Below are 15,830 nucleotides of genomic sequence, written 5' to 3'. Positions count from 1 at the left end.
CTCAGAACCCCCGGTAAAGCAGGTCGAAATTGTCGCCGAACACCGTCAGCACGAAGGGCAGGTTGAAGTAAAGGATGACGAGCGCGCCCAGCAGCATGGCCGGCAGCGCGACGAAATAGATCGGGATCTGCACGGCCAGCTTGTTGAGCGCGCCGACCAGCATGTTGGCGATGATGGCAAAGCCGATGAACGGGCTGCCAAGGCGCAGCGCGATCGAGAAGGTCACCGCCAGCGTGTCGACCAGATCGGCGAGCAGCACGCGCGGGTCGGGAATCGATCCGGCCGGAAATGCGTCATAGGAAAACAGCGCCGCGCGCAGCACGATGTGGTGGAAGTCGGCGGCGAACAGGATCATCAGCGCGGTGAAGGACACCAGCGCCGACAGCGCCGCCTGCGGGTCGCTGCCCTCGATCGGCGGGCCGAGCATGCCGCCATAGCCGATCGACATGGCCACCGCCGACATGATGAATTCGAGCGCCAGCAGATAGATGCGCGCGATCAGCCCGATCGCGACCCCGATCAGCACTTCGGAGGCGACCGCCCGCGCCAGCCCGCCCGCATCGGCCGACGACAGCCGGCCGAGCACCTCCTCTGCCATCAGCGGAAACAGCGCGATCGTCAGCGCCACGGCGGCGAGCAGGCGGATGCGCACCGCAACGCGCGCCGAGGAAAAGCCGGGGATGACCATGAGCACCGCGCCGATCCGGCAGAACAGCAGGAATCCCGCCACCAGATAGGCCTCGGCGAGCGCGTTCACGGCAAGGTGCCCACGATCCTGATCTCGATGCCCTTGCCGATTTCCAGATGCGACAGCACCGAGACATCCGGATGCATGCGCTCGACGATCATGCGCACATAGGGCCTGGCCTCGGGCGTGGTGACGATGGCGACCTTTTCGTGGCGCTGCTTCTTTTCGCCGATCTCCTTGCCGAGCGCGGCGCCGAGCTCCTCGAGCTGGCGCGGATCGATGTCGAACTGGACGATCTCGCCGGCCGCGTCGCGCTTGAGCCCCTCGCGCAGCGCCAGCTCCCAGCGATTGCCCAGCCGGATGATGTGCAGCACCCCGTCGACGGTCAGATCGCCGCACAATTGCTGGCTCATGCGCGAGCGCACATGCTCGACGATGGCCTCGGACTTGCGCGTGGTCGGCGCGATCTCGGCCACCGCCTCGATGATCAGCGGCAGATTGCGGATCGAAACGCGCTCGGCGAGCAGCAGCTTGAGCACGGCCTGAAGGCCCGGATACGTCGCATGCGTCGTGCAGATCTCGTCGGCGAGCTTGCGGTATTCGGGCTCCATGTCGTTGATCAGCGTCTTCATCGCCTTGTAGGAGAACAGCTGCGGCAGATTGTTGCGCACGACCTCGCTCAGATGGGTCAGGATGACCGACACGCTGTCGGCGACCGGCACGTTCATGCGCCGCAGATCGTCGCGGAAGGTCTCCATCACCGACAGCGCCTCGCCGCCGAAGGCCGGCTCGCGCACCGCCGTGTTGGGAATGCCCATGATCTCGGCCGGTTCGGCAAAGGCGAGCAGTTCGCCAAGCCGCATTTCATGCTCGGCGACGCTCGTGCCGTATATCTTGATGCGATAGGCCTTGGGCGGCATGTCGTATTCGTCGACGAGCTGCACCTCGGGCACCACGAAGCCGTATTCGGCGGCAAAGCGCTTGCGCATCTGCTTCATGCGATGCGCCATGTCCTGCTGCTTGGGCACGAGCTGGGTGGCGAGCTGCTTGCCCAGGCAAAGCTGGATTTCGGGCACGGCGAGCGAGCTCTTGACCGAGTCGCGGCTTTCGCGCTCCTGCGCCTGCTGTCGCGCCTGTTCGGCCTTGCGCTCCTCCTCCTCGGCGGCTGCGCGAAACAATGGCCGCATATAGGCGACCGTCGCCATCGCCACAGACAGCATCAGGAAGGGCAGCGCCGGCAGGCCCGGCATGAACGCCAGGATCAGCAGCAGACCGGCCGCGACATAGAGCGCGCGCGGATAGTTGCCAAGCTGGTCGAAGACGATCTTGTCGGCCGAGCCCTGATTGCCGCCCTTGGAGACCAGAAGGCCGGCGGCGAGCGAGACGATCAGCGCCGGGATCTGGCTGACCAGCCCATCGCCGACCGACAGCTTGGTGAAGACGTCGGCGGCCTCGCCCATCGACATGCCATGGCGCGTATAGCCGATGACGATGCCGCCCACGATGTTGATGAAGGTGATGATGAGCCCGGCAATGGCATCGCCGCGCACGAATTTCGACGCGCCGTCCATCGAGCCGTAGAACGAGCTCTCCTCCTCGAGCTCCTTGCGCCGGCGCCGCGCCTCGGCGTCATCGATCGTGCCGGCCGAAAGATCCGCATCGATCGACATCTGCTTGCCGGGGATCGCATCGAGCGTGAACCGCGCGCCGACCTCGGCGATGCGCGTCGAGCCCTTGGTGATGACGACGAAGTTGACGACCACCAGGATCAGAAAGACGACGAGCCCGATGACGAAATCGCCGCTCATGACGAACCGCGAAAAGCCGGCGATCACATTGCCCGCCGCATCGACCCCGCCATGACCTTCCGACAGGATCATCCGCGTCGTCGCGATGTTCAGCGACAGCCGCAGCATGGTCGAGATCAACAAGATGGTCGGAAACGAGGAGAAATCGAGCGGGCGCGGGATCCACAGTGCCACCATCAGGATCAGCACCGAAAAGGCCAGCGACACCGCCAGCCCCAGATCGATCAGAAAGACCGGGATGGGCAGGAACAGAAGCGACAGCACCATGATGATGCCGATTGCGAACGTGACGTCGCTGCCCGAAAAGGACGGGATCTGCGCGGGGATCTGCGCGTTGGCCAAGACGCTCTCCTGAACCGCTGGTCGGGGCGGCGCCCGCCCCTTGCGGCGCGGGTCGACTTGCCGTGCGATCATGGTGCGAGTGGCTTGTCCGGGGCTGACCGGCGGGCGCGACCGCGCGTGACGAAAGAAAGCTGCGGCGCAAGACGGTGAGGGCGGACCGCTCTAGAACCCCGTCTCGATGCGCCCGTAGAGCACTTCGGTCATGCGGCCGATCTGCGCGCCCATGAAAGCGGCCGAAAGGGCGATGGTGACGAGGATCGCCACGATCTTCGGTATGAAGGTCAGGGTGATTTCCTGGACCTGCGTGAGTGCCTGGAACAGCGCGATGACGAGCCCGACCAGCATCGCCGCGCCGACCGACGGACCGGACGTCACCAGCGTCGTCCAGATGGCGAGCTGAACGATGTCGATGACATCGGCCTCGGCCATTACCGGGCTCCGTCGCTGGGATCGGCGCGCCGGGCCACGGTTCAGCGCACCGTCACGCCCGGCCCGACGGGCAGTTGCTGTCCGTCCTCGAGCACGGCGACGATGCCGTCGTCGAAGATGCGCACCTCGCTGACCACGCCCGAAACGGCGCCGTCGGGCGAGGTCACGGCGCGGCCGATCATGGCGCCGGCCTGCTGGATCCCCATCATCGAGATCAGATAGTCGAGCTTGTCGTTGACCTTGGTGTTCTGCTCGACATTGGAGAACGAGGCGAGCTGGGCCACATATTCGGTGTTGCTCATCGGCTCGGTCGGATCCTGGTTCTTCATCTGCGTGACCAGCAGCTGCAGGAACGCCTCGTAGTCGACGGTGGTGCGGCTCGCCGGCGCGCTCGCGCCCGCTGCGGACACGCCCGCTATCGCGCTGACATCGCTCATGGCCTCAACCTCCTGCCGCAGCGCGCCTGACCGGCGCCTCATCGCGGGCGAGCGGTGTCGCCTCGCCCGAAAGAACCTCGGCCTCCGCCTCGAACAGCGACCGCAACAGCTTGAGCGCCTCGAACGGCCTGTCCTCGCCGATCATCGCGTCGACCCGTGCCAGTTCGTCGACGATAGCCCTGTCCTGGAAGGTCGCCATGAGCGCCTTGACCGAATCGCGGTAGAGCTGCAGGGCGGCCGGCTTCTCGCTCGGCGACATCAGCATGATCTGGATGACGAAATAGAGCTGGCGCAGCGGCGTCGTCGCGTCCTCGACCTGCATGACGTGATGTTCGAGCAGGAAGTCGACATCGTTGAGCAGTTCGAAACCGACCTTGCGGTCGACCTTGATGACGGCGCCGTTGATGAAGACCTTTTCATTGGCCTTCAGGAAGAGCTTGAAGCTGCCTTTCATTGCAATCCGTCCCTGATGATCCTGGTGATGTCGAGGATTTCGCCGATGTTGTCGGAATCGCCCTGCCGCACCGCCTCGGCCTCGCGCAGGATCCAGATGCCGATCGAGATCAGCCCGGCCCGCAACTCGTCCGACAATTCGTTCTCCGGCCCGGCCAGATCGTTCAGCAGATGGGTCCAGATGCGCACGGTGAAGTGCATCGCCTCGACGGCCGCCATCGATTGCGGGCCCTGCTCGATGGCCCGCTGCATGAGGGCAATGGACTGGTCGAGCAATTGCTGCTCGCGTTCGCGCGAGCTGGCCAGCGCGTCGGCCTCGATTTCGGCATAGTTCACTTGGATCATCGGCGCTCTTCCCGGCTCACTTGTTCATTGGTCATAGATACCGCACCAGGCTCATCTGCTGGATGCGGGCGGTCACGGCATAAGAGGCCTCGATCTGCGTCAGCAGCCCCGTCAGCCTGGCCGACGCTTCGAAACGGTCGACCGCCTCCATCTGGTTGGCGATCGTCTGAAGAATGTCGCGCTGGCCGGCCAGGGCCTGGTTCTGGCGCTCGATGCGCGCTTCGATCAGCCCGGTATCGCCCTGCAACTGCGCCAGCGCGCCGCTGGCGCTCGCTGCCCGCGACAGCGCGAATTCGCCCGCGGCCCGGCGTGCCTCCGCCGAAAGCGGCGCCCCGTGACTTTCCAGCGCGACCACCGCCGAAAGCGCAAGCTGGCGGATCGCTTCCTCATTGGCCGACACCGAGGCGTCGGTCACCGCCTCCGGCCCGATCCGCGCCCTGATCACCGCGTCGGTCGCCGACGAGTAGCGGCTCGTCCAGCCCGCGCCCATGAAATCGGGCTCGATGACCGTTTCGAGGAAATCGGTCATGTCGGCGGCGGTGATGGTGGCCGCCGCCGGATCGGTCTTGGCAAAGCCGAAATGGCTCGCAAAGGCCGCCTCGAAGGCCGCCTGGCCCGGCCCGCCGACATGCTCGGCGACGGGTGCGGCCTGCGTGTTCAACCCGGCAAAGATGTGCGAGCCGTTGACCTTGAGGTTGAGAACGCCGGTCATGTCCGTCAGCGCCGATGCGGCCGCCTTGGCAACGTCGGCACCCTTGCCGTCCTCGCCCAGCCAGATGCCGAGCGTTGAGACCATGCCATCGGCGAGCCCGGTAAGCTGTCCCAGGCCGGTCTGGGTCATGTCGAGCCGTGACATGGCGATCTGATTGGCGTCGATCGTGCCTTCGACATGGGCGATATCGGAACGGAACGAAACCAGGTCCTGCGCGCGCTCGCCGAGCGCCAGGCCGGCATCGGCCATCCGGCCGGTCACCGCCTCCTGCTGCAGCCGGCTCAGTTCGGACTGCATGTGCGCGGTCGCGTTGCGCATCTGGTTGAACAGCGCCTGCGTGGCGATGTGATTGACCTTCATGGCGTCACCTCACCGCCGCCATCAGATTGTCGAGCATCTGACCGACGACCGCCATGATCCGCGCCGAAGCGTCATAGGACTGCTCGAGCGCGATCAGCTTTGTCATTTCCTCGTCGACGCTGACCCCGGTCTTTTCGAGATAGTCGCCCGACAGTTTCTGGTGCAGCGCCAACTTGGCTTCGGAGGCGCGCTCGGCCGTCTGCCGCTGGCCCTCGATCCAGCCGATCGAGGCGCGCGCATAGTCGGTCACCGACTTGTCGCCGGCGATCCCGGCCGCGGCATCGGTGGCAAGTGGCGTATCGAGCCGGCCGATCAGCGCGATCAGATTGTCGGCGAAGGCAACGCCTCCGCTCGCATTGGCCAGATAAGCCGGTCCATTGGCGCCCCCGTCGCGCAAGCGGGCCGCATCGCCGCCCTGCAGCGGATCGTAGGCGGCATTGACCGAAAGCGTCAGCGACAGTCCGGGCGCCAGGGTCCCGGCGGCCGGGATCGCCGGACCGCCGGCATGGGTGAACAGGCCGGCACGGTCGGGCGCGCCGCCGCCGGTCTGGTCGGTCTCGGCGAACGCCGCCACCAGCCCGCGCGCCACCTCGTCGAGCTGCGCCTGCGCCTGCCCGGCCATCGTATCGCGCGCCTGGATCATCGCCGACAGCGTGCCCGAGGCGCTGGTATTGGCGCCCTGGCCGACGACCAGCGGCACGCCGTCGATGCGCAGCGTGTTGCCGGTCATGCCGGGCGCGTAGGCCGTCTTCGGTTCGAAGGTGACATCGCGCGCCACGGTCTCGAACAGCATGATGCCCTGGCCGGCGAACAGCACGACATCGTTGTCGCCGCGCTCCATCACCGAGACCGAGACGAATTCGGACATCTGCTTGATCAGCGTGTCGCGCTGGTCCAGGTCGTCATTGACGTCGCGGCCCATGCGCGTGCCTTCCACGACACGGGTGTTGACCTGCTCGAACTGGGCCAGCAATTCGCCGAGCCGCGCAACGCCCGAGGCGATATCGCGGTCGAGCCGCGCCCGGTGGTCCTGAATGCCCTGCGAGGCCGTGTTGATGGCGGTTGCCAGCTCGCGCGCCGCATCGGCCGCAGCCCCGCCGAGCACGGTATTGGAGGGGTCTGTCGAATAGACCTGCAATGCCTGACGCAGCGCATCGAGCTTGGTTGCCGGCGATGCCTGGTTGTCGACGCCGTTGACGATGGTCCGCAGCCGTCCGGCCGTATCGGCGATGACCCCCTGGGCGGCACTGTCGGACAGCGCATTGACCGAATCGCGAAACAGCGCCGGCACCTCCGCGCGCCCGACCGAATAGACCCGCGCCCCATACTCGGTCGTGGCAACGCGCGCCTGCCGCTTGACGTAATTCTCGTTGTCCGCCTCGGAGATGTTGCGCGAGGTCAGCGACGTCTGCTGGGAGACGTTGAACAGCGAGCTTTGCGCGATCTTCAGTGCGGCGGTCAGTGTCATGCATGCACCCGGTCAGCGCCCGGCAGCACCGGTCGCGGCGACTTGCCCTTGACTATCGCTTCAGCGTCAGCAGCACGTCCATCAGGTCCGAACCGGTCTGGAAGACCTTCGAATTGGCCGTGTAGTTGCGCTGCGCCTGGATCATCTCGGTGAGTTCCTCGGCGATATCGACATTGGACGCCTCCAGCGCCCCCGAGACGATCGAGCCCTGGGTGCCCTGCTGCGGCCAGCCGACCCGGACATCGCCGGTCTCCTCGTTTGGCGCATAAAGGTTGCCCGAAAGCCGCGTGAGCTGGTCCGGGCTGGGCACGTCGGCGAGCGGGATCCGGAACAGCGCGCGCAGCGTCTCGTTCGTGTACTGGGCATAGACCGTGCCGTCGGCGGCGATGTTCAGTTCCTCCACGGCCACCGGCGGATTGCCGTCGACATCGACGTCATAGACCGTGAAGTCGGCGCCAAGCTGCGTGCTGCCGGTCAGATCGAGGGTGAGCGGGCCGCCGCCGGGCACGGTCACCGTCAGATCGGTGGCACTGCCCGCGGCCAGATTGCCATTGGCCGGATCGAAGGTCAGCGTCTGGGTGGCAAGCGGCCCCGAACCATAGGGAAAGCCGGCGCCCGGCGCCGCCTCGTCCTTGTCGAAGACCGCCACCTCCCAGGTGTCGGCGGCGGTCTTGGTCATGTAGACATCCAGCGTCCTCACCTGGCCGACATTGTCGTAGGCGACGATGGAGGATTTCTGGGTGTATTCGGCCCCGGCCGCATTGCTCGACGGCAACGGACCGGTCGCCGCCTCCGCGCCCACCGGGAAGTTGACCTCGAAGGTTCCGTTCTGGGAGGGTGCGGCGACCAGTTCGATATTGTCGATCCGCACCAGGTCCATGCCCTCCAGGCTGTTGGCAACGATCCCCGGTTCGCCATCGGCATAGCTGTAGCCGGCCAGGAAATAGCCGGCCGCATTGACCAGCCGACCCTCGCCATCGGGCACGAACGAGCCCGCCCGCGTCATGAAGGCGTTGCCGTCCGCGTCCTGCACGACGAAGAAGCCGTTGCCGTCAACGGCCAGATCGAGCTCGGAACTGGTGAATTCGAGTACGCCCTGCTGGGTCACCGACTGGCGCACCGAACTGATCACGCCGCCCGAGGTATGACTGTTGGGCTGGCTGCTGACGACGAGCGAGGAGAACTCCACGCCCATCTTCTTGTATCCGGTGGTATCGGCGTTGGCGACATTGTCGGCAACGGTGGCCAGCTTGTTGGACTGACCCTCCATGCCCGACACGCCGGTGCGCATCATGCCGTAAAGACTCATTGCGCATCTCCCCTTTTCGCATTGCTGCGAAAAAGGCTACACGGCCAAGCTTGCCCGAGGCTGCTGTGCCGCCGCAACCGCCCTGGCCGGCCCGTCCGCCCCCTCCGGCGCCGCGCGCAGGCCTTCAAGGCACAGCCGGTATCCCAGGTAACGGCGCGAGTCGATGACATTGGCGCCCAGCGCCTTGGCCAGCTTCTTTCGCAGCTTGGAGATGTGGCTCTCGATCACGCATTCCTCGACATGATCTTCCAGCACGCCATAAACGGCGTTGTAGACCTGCGTGCGCGAGGCGCGTCGCTCGCCATTGCCGGCCAGATATTCCAGCACGCGGCGCTCGCGGCGCGGCAGCGGAAACGGCTTGCCGTCGACGAGCGGGTCGCGCCCGTCCATGAACACGCGCAACCGGCCAAGATCGATATAGGTCTTGGAGTCCTCTGCGCGGCGCCGGATCGCCGAGATCCGCGCCAGGATCTCGCGCACATGAACCGGCTTGCGCACGACGTCGTCCGCACCGACATCGAAACGCTGCAAGGTCTCGTCCAGAGAGCCGGATTCGAGCATGGCGATGATCGGCACGCGGGTCCGCGCACGCAGCAGATTGATCAGCCTGTCCTCGTCGTCGACCTTGCCGACAAGAAACGACTCGATCGTCTCCAGTTCTTCTGCGGGGCATGTCTCGATCCAGTCAAATACCGACTGAGAATTCATCCCATAAACGCAGTACCCGATACGCGAGAACATTCCCTGATACGCGTCCAGAACCGCGCACCGGTCGTCAACTATAACAATCATTGTTATTCCGCCAATTCAGTCCCCTACCGATGCAATAGAGGTACCGGCGGGCGGAATCCCCTCGTACCCCCAAAATTTCGCCTATTGCGAAATGCAAACGAATCGAAACCGGAGCGCTCGAACGCAACCGACGTCCCGTCATGCGGGCAATCGCGCCGCCGCGGCGGCGGCGTTAACGGCTCGTTTACCATCAAATGATGATTCGCCCGGCCCCGTCTTGATCCCGCCGCGCCATTGTGTCTGCGCCCGGTTCGGACCGCTGTCCATCGGTCTCGCCGCGCCCGCCATCGCCACGCGACCGGCCGCCGGCTGCGCCCTCGTCGCCACGCGCCCCGCCTGCATTCTGGCGGCCCGGCCCGTCATCGGCGCCAAAGCGCTGCAGCACCTCGCCGCCGATCTCGACCTGCGCGGAGGCAAATTGGCCGCCCAGCGCCCGCAGCACGCCGGCAAGCCCGTCGCGGTCGGAGGCCAGCATGCGGCCGGCGGCCTCGGTCTCGGTGGCAAGCTGCACGGTCAACGCGCCGTCGACGACGCGCATGGTCACGTTCACCTGACCCAGATGCGCCGGCTGAAGTTGAATCCGCAGCACGCTGACCGTCTGCCCGGCAGCCGGAACGGTGCCGACCCGGCCGACATGGGCGGCGATGGTCTCGCGCAGCGCCGATTGCGCCCGCGCTTCGACCTCCATCGGCACCGGAACGGACGGCGGCCTCTGCCCGTCGCCCGGCGCCGGTCCGGGCACCGGCCCCGCCGCATCGGCGACCGGCGTCTTCAGCGGCGGCGGCGATGAGGATGCCGGCGACACCGGCGGCGGCGCTTTCGGCAGGCTCTCGGCCGCTGCGTTGCGTCCGCTATCGGCCATGGAAGGCTTGCCGGCCCCGTCCGCCCTTGGCGGTTCGAGCACCTGAACCGGCGGTTCGCTCACCTGCGCGCCGGCTTTGAGGCTCCCGCCGACCGGCAATGGCGCAGCGGCCTTGGCAAGGGCATCGGCGGCCTTGGCAAGGGCATCGGCGGCGACGGGACCCGCCTTAGCGGGCGTTTGCGGCATGTCGGAATCGCCGGCCGCCCCGGCGACGACAGGGTGGGTGTCATGGAGCGGCGCGCCCTTGCCGTCCGCGCGCGTCGCGGTCCTTTGCATCGTCGCCAGGCTGGCCAGCGCCACCATGGCGGTTGTGACGGCATCGGACCGGCGATCGGCGTCCGCCTCGCTTTGCGACACGGCGACGTCTTCGACCGCCTCGCTGCGCCGCCCGGCCGGCTCGGACTCCGCCGCCGGCGTCCCGGTCTCGCGCACGGCCACGATCACCGCTTCGGGCTCGGTGCCCCGCATCGGGCCGGCCGTTTCCATGCGCACCGGGCGCGCCGGCGCCTCGGGGTTCATGTGCGCCGCGTCCTCGTCGGAAACAGGCGTCTGCGTGTCCCCGCCATTGTCCTCGCCGACCGCCGATGGCGCCATCGCCACGACCGGACGTCCCCTGCCCGGCTCGGCCTCGACCTGCTTGAAAGTCTTGCCGCCCGGGTTCGGCGCCTGCGGGTCGCTCCATTGCGCGCGCCCGCCGCTCGCCGCGAGCGCCGCCGTGAAGCCCTCGGCCGAGGCTGGCTGGGCTCTGGCCGGCTGCGCCTGCGCCGGCACCGGCCGCACCGAGACCGGACCGGGTCCCGCCATGGTCATTGCGCCGTCTCCTCGAGCAGGGCGTCCACACCCTCGAGCACCGAACGGGCGTTGGTGATGAACGATTCCAGTTCCGGGTCGAGCGTTTCGGCGTCGGTCGCGACCGGCAGGTCAGGCGGCAGCAGCGGGTCAGCGCTCGTGCCGAACCGGCTCGCGCCGGGCGCGCCGGCCTGCACCCCGTCCGCTGTGGCCGGCCGGCCGATATCGCGGGTGATGGCGCGCGCCGCCTCGAGCAGTTGCCGGTCCGCCGGCATGAGCTGGTCGGCGTCGATGCGCTCGAGCGCGCGCGCCACGGTGTCGTGATCCTCGGACGCGATTCCCGCCATCAGCGAGAACAGGCGCTTGCGGGCGGCATCGGTCTGGGCCTCGGCGGTCTGCGTGCCACCGCGGGCGCTTGCGGCCACCTCGGCGCCGAACCGGTCTTCAAATGATCGCACCAGCGCGAAATTGCCGCGCACCGTCGCCGCCCGCATCAGCCGCACCACGATGGCGCGCCGATGCGCCGGCGGCATGAAGCCGACGATCTCGCCAAGGCGCGCATGGTGCGGCGGCTGCGTGAGCCGCGCGGCAGCGGCGGTGAACGTCTCGGCGAAATCCGACGCATAGGGCGAGGTTACGAAGGTCCGCACATACCGGCTCGAAAGCACGAAAAATCGTTCCGGATCATCGTCCTGGCCATGAATCCCGATAAGCCGCCTGAGCGCGGACTCCTCGATCAGCGTGCCCGGCGCCAGAAGCCGGGCATCGTCGAGATGGGCGATCCGGCGGGCCAGGTCCGACGCGTTGATGCCGGCGAGCAGCGCCAGTCCGCCGCCGAGCATGCCGCCGGCCTCGCGCGGCGACACTGCGCCCTCTTCGCCGACCGGCCGACGCAGCACGGTCGCCGCCACGGCGTTGAGCACACGCTTGTCGCGCCCCTCGAGCTGTTCGCTGAGCGGCGGGTAGAGGCGCGCGAAGGTCCTGGGATTGCCGCCGCTGACGGCATAGACGAACAGCGCCTTGCGCGTGTCGGCATCGTCAAGCGCCTGCGGGCGCAAATTGGCGAACAGCGCATCGACGACCCTGAGCGTGCTTGTCTGCATCGTGAACGCCGCCGCGTCGCCGCCGGCAATGGCATCCTGAATGTGATGGAGCGAGCGCACCGCCGCCTTGGGCGCGGTCGGCAGGTCCGGCCGCGCCATCGCAGCGCCAGCCGGCAGGCAGACAGCCAGCACGATGCCGGCGCGCGCAAGCGGCGCTCTCATTGCCCGCGCTCCACTTCGAGCAGGATATCGATGCGCCGGTTGCGCGCGTCGAACGGATCGGACGGCACGGCGAGATCGCGGTCGGCGAGCCCGGAAACCTGGCGAAAGCGCGCCTCTTCGACGCCGCCGCGCACCAGCATGTAATAGGCCGCCTGCGCGCGCGCCGCCGACAGCCGCCAATTGTCGTATTCGCCCGAAGCGAAGGGCCGGCCATCGGTATGACCCTCGATGCGGATCCCGCCGGGCCGCCCGGCGATCACCGCGCCAATGCGTTCGAGCGCCACCACCAGATCGCCCGAAGGCACGGCCGAACCGACCCCGAACATGTCGATCTGGAGATTGTCGGTGACCGAGATCAGCACCGCCCCATCGCCCGCCTCGACGGTAAGCTGGGCCGGGATCGGACTGTCCTCGCCGAACGCCTCCACCAGCGCCTGGCGCATTTCATCCCGCAGTGTCTGGGCGGTCTGCTCCAGCGTCGGGGCGGCTTCGGCCATGTCCTGGCCGTCCCGGTCGGCACCGGCGGCGCCCGCCGCATCGCCCGGCTCGGCGGCATCGGCCCTGGCGGTCGCCTCGCCGGCCTCGGCGGACTGGACATCGGTCTGGATCGGCCCGCCGGCGGCCCCGGCCTGCCCGTCGCTGGCCGAAAGCCCCTCGCCCTCGCCGAGCGCGTCGCGGATTTCGGTCGTCGGCTCGGCGCCGGCCAGTTCGCCCATATCGCCGATACCGGTCAGCGGAACGTCGGGCTGGACCTGCTCGTTGCGCGCCGAATCCGACCAGCGCTCGGGGGCGAAGGGGTCGAGGAACGTCTCGGTCGGCTCGCCATCGTCGGCCGCCATCCAGCTGCTGGTTGCGTCCTCGCTGGCCGCCTGCGCCTCGCCGCCGCCGGCATGGGCCTGGGCGATCGCGTCGAGCGTTTCGTAGGGATTGGCAAAGAACGCCGAATCCGCATCGCCCTGCGCCCCCGATCCATTGCTTTGGCCGGGAGCACCGGAGCCGCTCGTTTCGCCTTCGCGTCCGCCCTGTTCGGGCGCATCGCCGGCGCCGGTGCGCTCGCCCTCGGGATTGACGATATCGATCTCCTGCATGCCCTGAGCGTCGTATAGGCCCCTGACCGAGCGGTTGCGGTCGACGAGCTTGACCGGATTGAAGTAGCTCGCCACGGCCTTCTTGGTCTCCTCATTGGCCGCGTTGATCAGCCACAGCACCAGGAACAGGGCCATCATCGCGGTCATGAAGTCGGCAAAGGCGATCTTCCACGCCCCACCATGATGGCCATCCTCGCCATGTTGGGGACGCTTGATGATGATGATTTCCTGATGGTTCTCCGTCCCGTTCATGACCGCTCCCCGCGCACGATCGCGCGCAGCTCTTCGAGCCGGGTCGACAGCACCGTCTCGTCGACGCGCGCGACAAGCTCGACCTCGTCGCCGGCGACGAGTTCGGGCAGCGGCATCGGCGCCGACCAGTTCGCGCGGAGCCTGTCGAGCAGCGCCTGCGGGCCGCTCACCTTGACCTTCACCGCGTTCTCGCGCTCGATCAGCGCGCCCAGCCGCTCGATGAAGGCGTTGAGCGCCCGGGTCTCGATGTGATCCATGACCGCCGCCTCGACCACGCCGGCCAACTGCGCCGAGACCGCCTGGGTCACCTTGCCGGGCAGGCCGGCGATCGCGCCGGCGACCAGATCGGCGACTTCGCGCTGATGGGCCTGGTTGAGGTTGTCGATCTCCGCCTCCAGTTCGGCGACGCGCGCCTTGGCCGCCAGTTCCTCCGCGCTCGGCTCGGGCGGTGGCGGCGGCGCGGCGGGCTCATCGGCCTCGGGCGGAAACGGTTCGGCGCCGGCATTGTGCGCCCCGTTCGGCCGCGCCGGCGTTTCGGGATCGGGCGGCTGCGGCCGGCTGGCCGGCTCGGCGCGCGCATAGTCGCGCCGTTCCCCGTGCGCCGGCCTGCGCGGCAGGTCGTCGAAGCGGTGCGGTGGCGCCTCCTCGCCGAAGAACGGCACGAAGGGCCGGGCCGACCCGCCCTCATTGTGCGTCCGCTCGCGGGCGAAATCGATCAGCGCGCTGAACGCGTCATCGCCGCTCATCCATGCGCCTCATTGTTCAGCCAGCGCCGCAGAATCGCCGCCGCCCGCTCCTCGTTCATCTCGACGATGCGCGACAGGCGATCCTCGGGCTCGGGCTTGAGCTGCAGCCTTGCATCGGCCTCTCGCGCGGCCGGAGCCGTGGGCCGCGCCGGCTCGGGCGCGGCCTCGGCATCGGCACCGCTGCCCAGCATGGCGGCGGGCTGCCTGGCTTCCACCCGCGCCACCTGCTCGGCGAAATCGCCCGAGCGCAAGACGTTGATCAGCGGTCGCACCGCAAGAAAGATCACCGCCAGGATGGCGATCACGAAGGACAGCGCATTGACGATGGTGCCCACATGCTCGCCCATGGTCGAAAGCGCGCCGGGCGCCTCCGACCCATCGACGATCGCGCCCTCGACGAAGTCGAGCGCGGTCACATTGAGAACGTCGCCGCGCCCCTCGACGATGCCGGCCGCGGCCGCCGCCACGGTGCGGATCTCGGCGATGCGCTGCTCGATCAGCGCCGGATCGACGCTGCCCTCGGCCGCCCCGGCGAGCCGTGAGCGGTTGACGACGACCGCGATCGACAGCCGGTCGATGCTGTAGCCGTTCGAGACGACGGCCGTGCGCTTGGAGCTCAGCTCGTAATTGGTGGTTTCCTCGCGCCGCTCGCTGCGCTCTTCGGTGCTCGCCGAACCGCCATCGCGGGTGGCCGGATCCTCGGGCAGCCCCTGCTCGACCGTGACCGGATCGCCCTCGCTTTCCTCGGTCGCCTGGTCCTGGCTGCGCACGATCTGCACCGACCGTTCGACCCGGCTGTCGGGATCGAACACGGTCTCCTCGACCTGGCGCTGGTCGGTGTTGATCTGCGCCTGCACGCTGACGCGGAAATTGGCGTTGCCCAGCGTCGGCGCCAGCGCCCGATAGATGCCGTCGGCGACCTGGTTTTCGACCGTCGCCTCGATGCCGATCGCGCTGTTGGCCGAATTGGTCAGCGGGTCCTCGCCGGCGGCCAGCAGCCGGCCGGCCGAATCGAGCACGGTCACATTGTCGGCGATCATGCCGGGTACCGCCGCCGCCACCAGATGGCGGATCGCATTGGCCCGGCTCTCGACGCCGGCGCGGTCGAAGCGCACGATCACCGAGGCGGTCGGCACCTGTTCGGCGCGGCGGAAATTGCCGCGCTCGGCCATCACGATGTGCACGCGCGCGCCCTTGACGCCGTTGATGGTCTGGATCGAGCGGGCGATCTCGCCTTCGAGCGCGCGCACCCGGGTGACCTCCTGCATGAAGGAGGTCAGGCCCAGCGAGCCCAGGTCGTCGAACAGCTCGTAGCCGGCGCCGGCGCTCGACGGCAGGCCCTTTTCGGCCAGGATCATGCGCGCCCGGCCCGTCAGCCCGGCCGGCACGAGCAGCGTCGTGCCCTCGGCATTGACGTCGTAGACGATGCCCGCCTCGCCCAATGCCAGCCCCATGCGGGTGACGTCGTCGCGCTCCAGGCCGACATAGAGCGGCTGGAAGGTCGGCCGGTTGAGCACCACCGAGCCGATGACGACGCTCGCCAGCACCAGCGCGAAGATGCCGCCCAGCAGCATCAGCCGGCGCGGACCGAGCGCATTGAGATTGGCGACAAGCGTCTTGAGCTGTTCGGGCACGGCACGCTCCTGAGAACGCGACGAGCCTAGCGGTCCAAACTTGCGCGAGGG

The 15,830-nt window shown here is 67.9% G+C and carries 15 protein-coding genes; all 15 read right to left on the bottom strand.

Features of this window, described 5'->3' with window-relative positions; genetic code table 11:
- Position 1: 1 nt before the first annotated feature.
- Complete coding sequence (locus RBB34_RS05990; protein ID WP_306118289.1) at positions 2–757, bottom strand: flagellar biosynthetic protein FliR; 756 nt, start codon at positions 755–757, stop codon at positions 2–4.
- Positions 754–2,838 (bottom strand): flagellar biosynthesis protein FlhA, encoded by a 2,085-nt coding sequence (flhA, locus tag RBB34_RS05985; RefSeq protein WP_306118288.1) that lies wholly within the window; start codon positions 2,836–2,838, stop codon positions 754–756. Before flhA ends, RBB34_RS05990 begins: the two co-directional genes overlap by 4 nt.
- Before the next feature lie 162 nt (positions 2,839–3,000).
- Entirely contained in the window at positions 3,001–3,267 is a 267-nt protein-coding gene (gene fliQ, locus RBB34_RS05980) for a flagellar biosynthesis protein FliQ (RefSeq protein ID WP_306118287.1), read from the bottom strand.
- Positions 3,268–3,308: 41 nt separating this feature from the next.
- A complete protein-coding gene (flgD, locus tag RBB34_RS05975; protein ID WP_306118286.1) occupies positions 3,309–3,704 on the bottom strand; it encodes a flagellar hook assembly protein FlgD in 396 nt (131 codons plus the stop codon).
- A 4-nt stretch (positions 3,705–3,708) separates the two neighbouring features.
- Positions 3,709–4,158: a flagellar biosynthesis repressor FlbT gene (flbT, locus tag RBB34_RS05970; RefSeq protein WP_306118285.1), complete on the bottom strand. Its 450-nt coding sequence runs from the start codon at positions 4,156–4,158 to the stop codon at positions 3,709–3,711.
- A complete protein-coding gene (flaF, locus tag RBB34_RS05965; RefSeq protein ID WP_306118284.1) occupies positions 4,155–4,502 on the bottom strand; it encodes a flagellar biosynthesis regulator FlaF in 348 nt (115 codons plus the stop codon). Before flaF ends, flbT begins: the two co-directional genes overlap by 4 nt.
- Positions 4,503–4,533: 31 nt before the next feature.
- Positions 4,534–5,574, bottom strand: coding sequence for a flagellar hook-associated family protein (locus RBB34_RS05960; protein ID WP_306118283.1), 1,041 nt, complete (start codon positions 5,572–5,574; stop codon positions 4,534–4,536).
- Positions 5,575–5,578: 4 nt separating this feature from the next.
- The gene (flgK, locus tag RBB34_RS05955) at positions 5,579–7,042 is read right to left on the bottom strand and encodes a flagellar hook-associated protein FlgK (RefSeq protein WP_306118282.1); all 1,464 of its coding nucleotides are present in this window, start codon (positions 7,040–7,042) and stop codon (positions 5,579–5,581) included.
- A gap of 52 nt (positions 7,043–7,094) precedes the next feature.
- A complete protein-coding gene (locus RBB34_RS05950) occupies positions 7,095–8,351 on the bottom strand; it encodes a flagellar hook protein FlgE (protein WP_306118281.1) in 1,257 nt (418 codons plus the stop codon).
- 36 nt (positions 8,352–8,387) lie between these two features.
- A complete protein-coding gene (locus RBB34_RS05945; RefSeq protein WP_306118280.1) occupies positions 8,388–9,143 on the bottom strand; it encodes a response regulator transcription factor in 756 nt (251 codons plus the stop codon).
- Between the two features lie 190 nt (positions 9,144–9,333).
- Complete coding sequence (locus RBB34_RS05940) at positions 9,334–10,815, bottom strand: flagellar hook-length control protein FliK (protein WP_306118279.1); 1,482 nt, start codon at positions 10,813–10,815, stop codon at positions 9,334–9,336.
- Positions 10,812–12,059 (bottom strand): hypothetical protein, encoded by a 1,248-nt coding sequence (locus RBB34_RS05935; RefSeq protein ID WP_306118278.1) that lies wholly within the window; start codon positions 12,057–12,059, stop codon positions 10,812–10,814. Before RBB34_RS05935 ends, RBB34_RS05940 begins: the two co-directional genes overlap by 4 nt.
- Positions 12,056–13,399: a MotB family protein gene (locus tag RBB34_RS05930; RefSeq protein WP_306118277.1), complete on the bottom strand. Its 1,344-nt coding sequence runs from the start codon at positions 13,397–13,399 to the stop codon at positions 12,056–12,058. The genes RBB34_RS05935 and RBB34_RS05930 overlap by 4 nt, the downstream gene beginning before the upstream one ends.
- The gene (locus tag RBB34_RS05925; RefSeq protein ID WP_306118276.1) at positions 13,396–14,145 is read right to left on the bottom strand and encodes a hypothetical protein; all 750 of its coding nucleotides are present in this window, start codon (positions 14,143–14,145) and stop codon (positions 13,396–13,398) included. Before RBB34_RS05925 ends, RBB34_RS05930 begins: the two co-directional genes overlap by 4 nt.
- The gene (gene fliF, locus RBB34_RS05920) at positions 14,142–15,779 is read right to left on the bottom strand and encodes a flagellar basal-body MS-ring/collar protein FliF (RefSeq protein ID WP_306118275.1); all 1,638 of its coding nucleotides are present in this window, start codon (positions 15,777–15,779) and stop codon (positions 14,142–14,144) included. The genes RBB34_RS05925 and fliF overlap by 4 nt, the downstream gene beginning before the upstream one ends.
- Between the last annotated feature and the right edge of the window lie 51 nt (positions 15,780–15,830).

The organism is Roseitalea sp. MMSF_3546, from assembly GCF_030732865.1.
GTDB lineage: Bacteria > Pseudomonadota > Alphaproteobacteria > Rhizobiales > Rhizobiaceae > Roseitalea.
The sequence above is the reverse complement of the archived record's forward strand: the minus strand, read 5'-3'. Positions and strand labels throughout refer to the sequence as shown.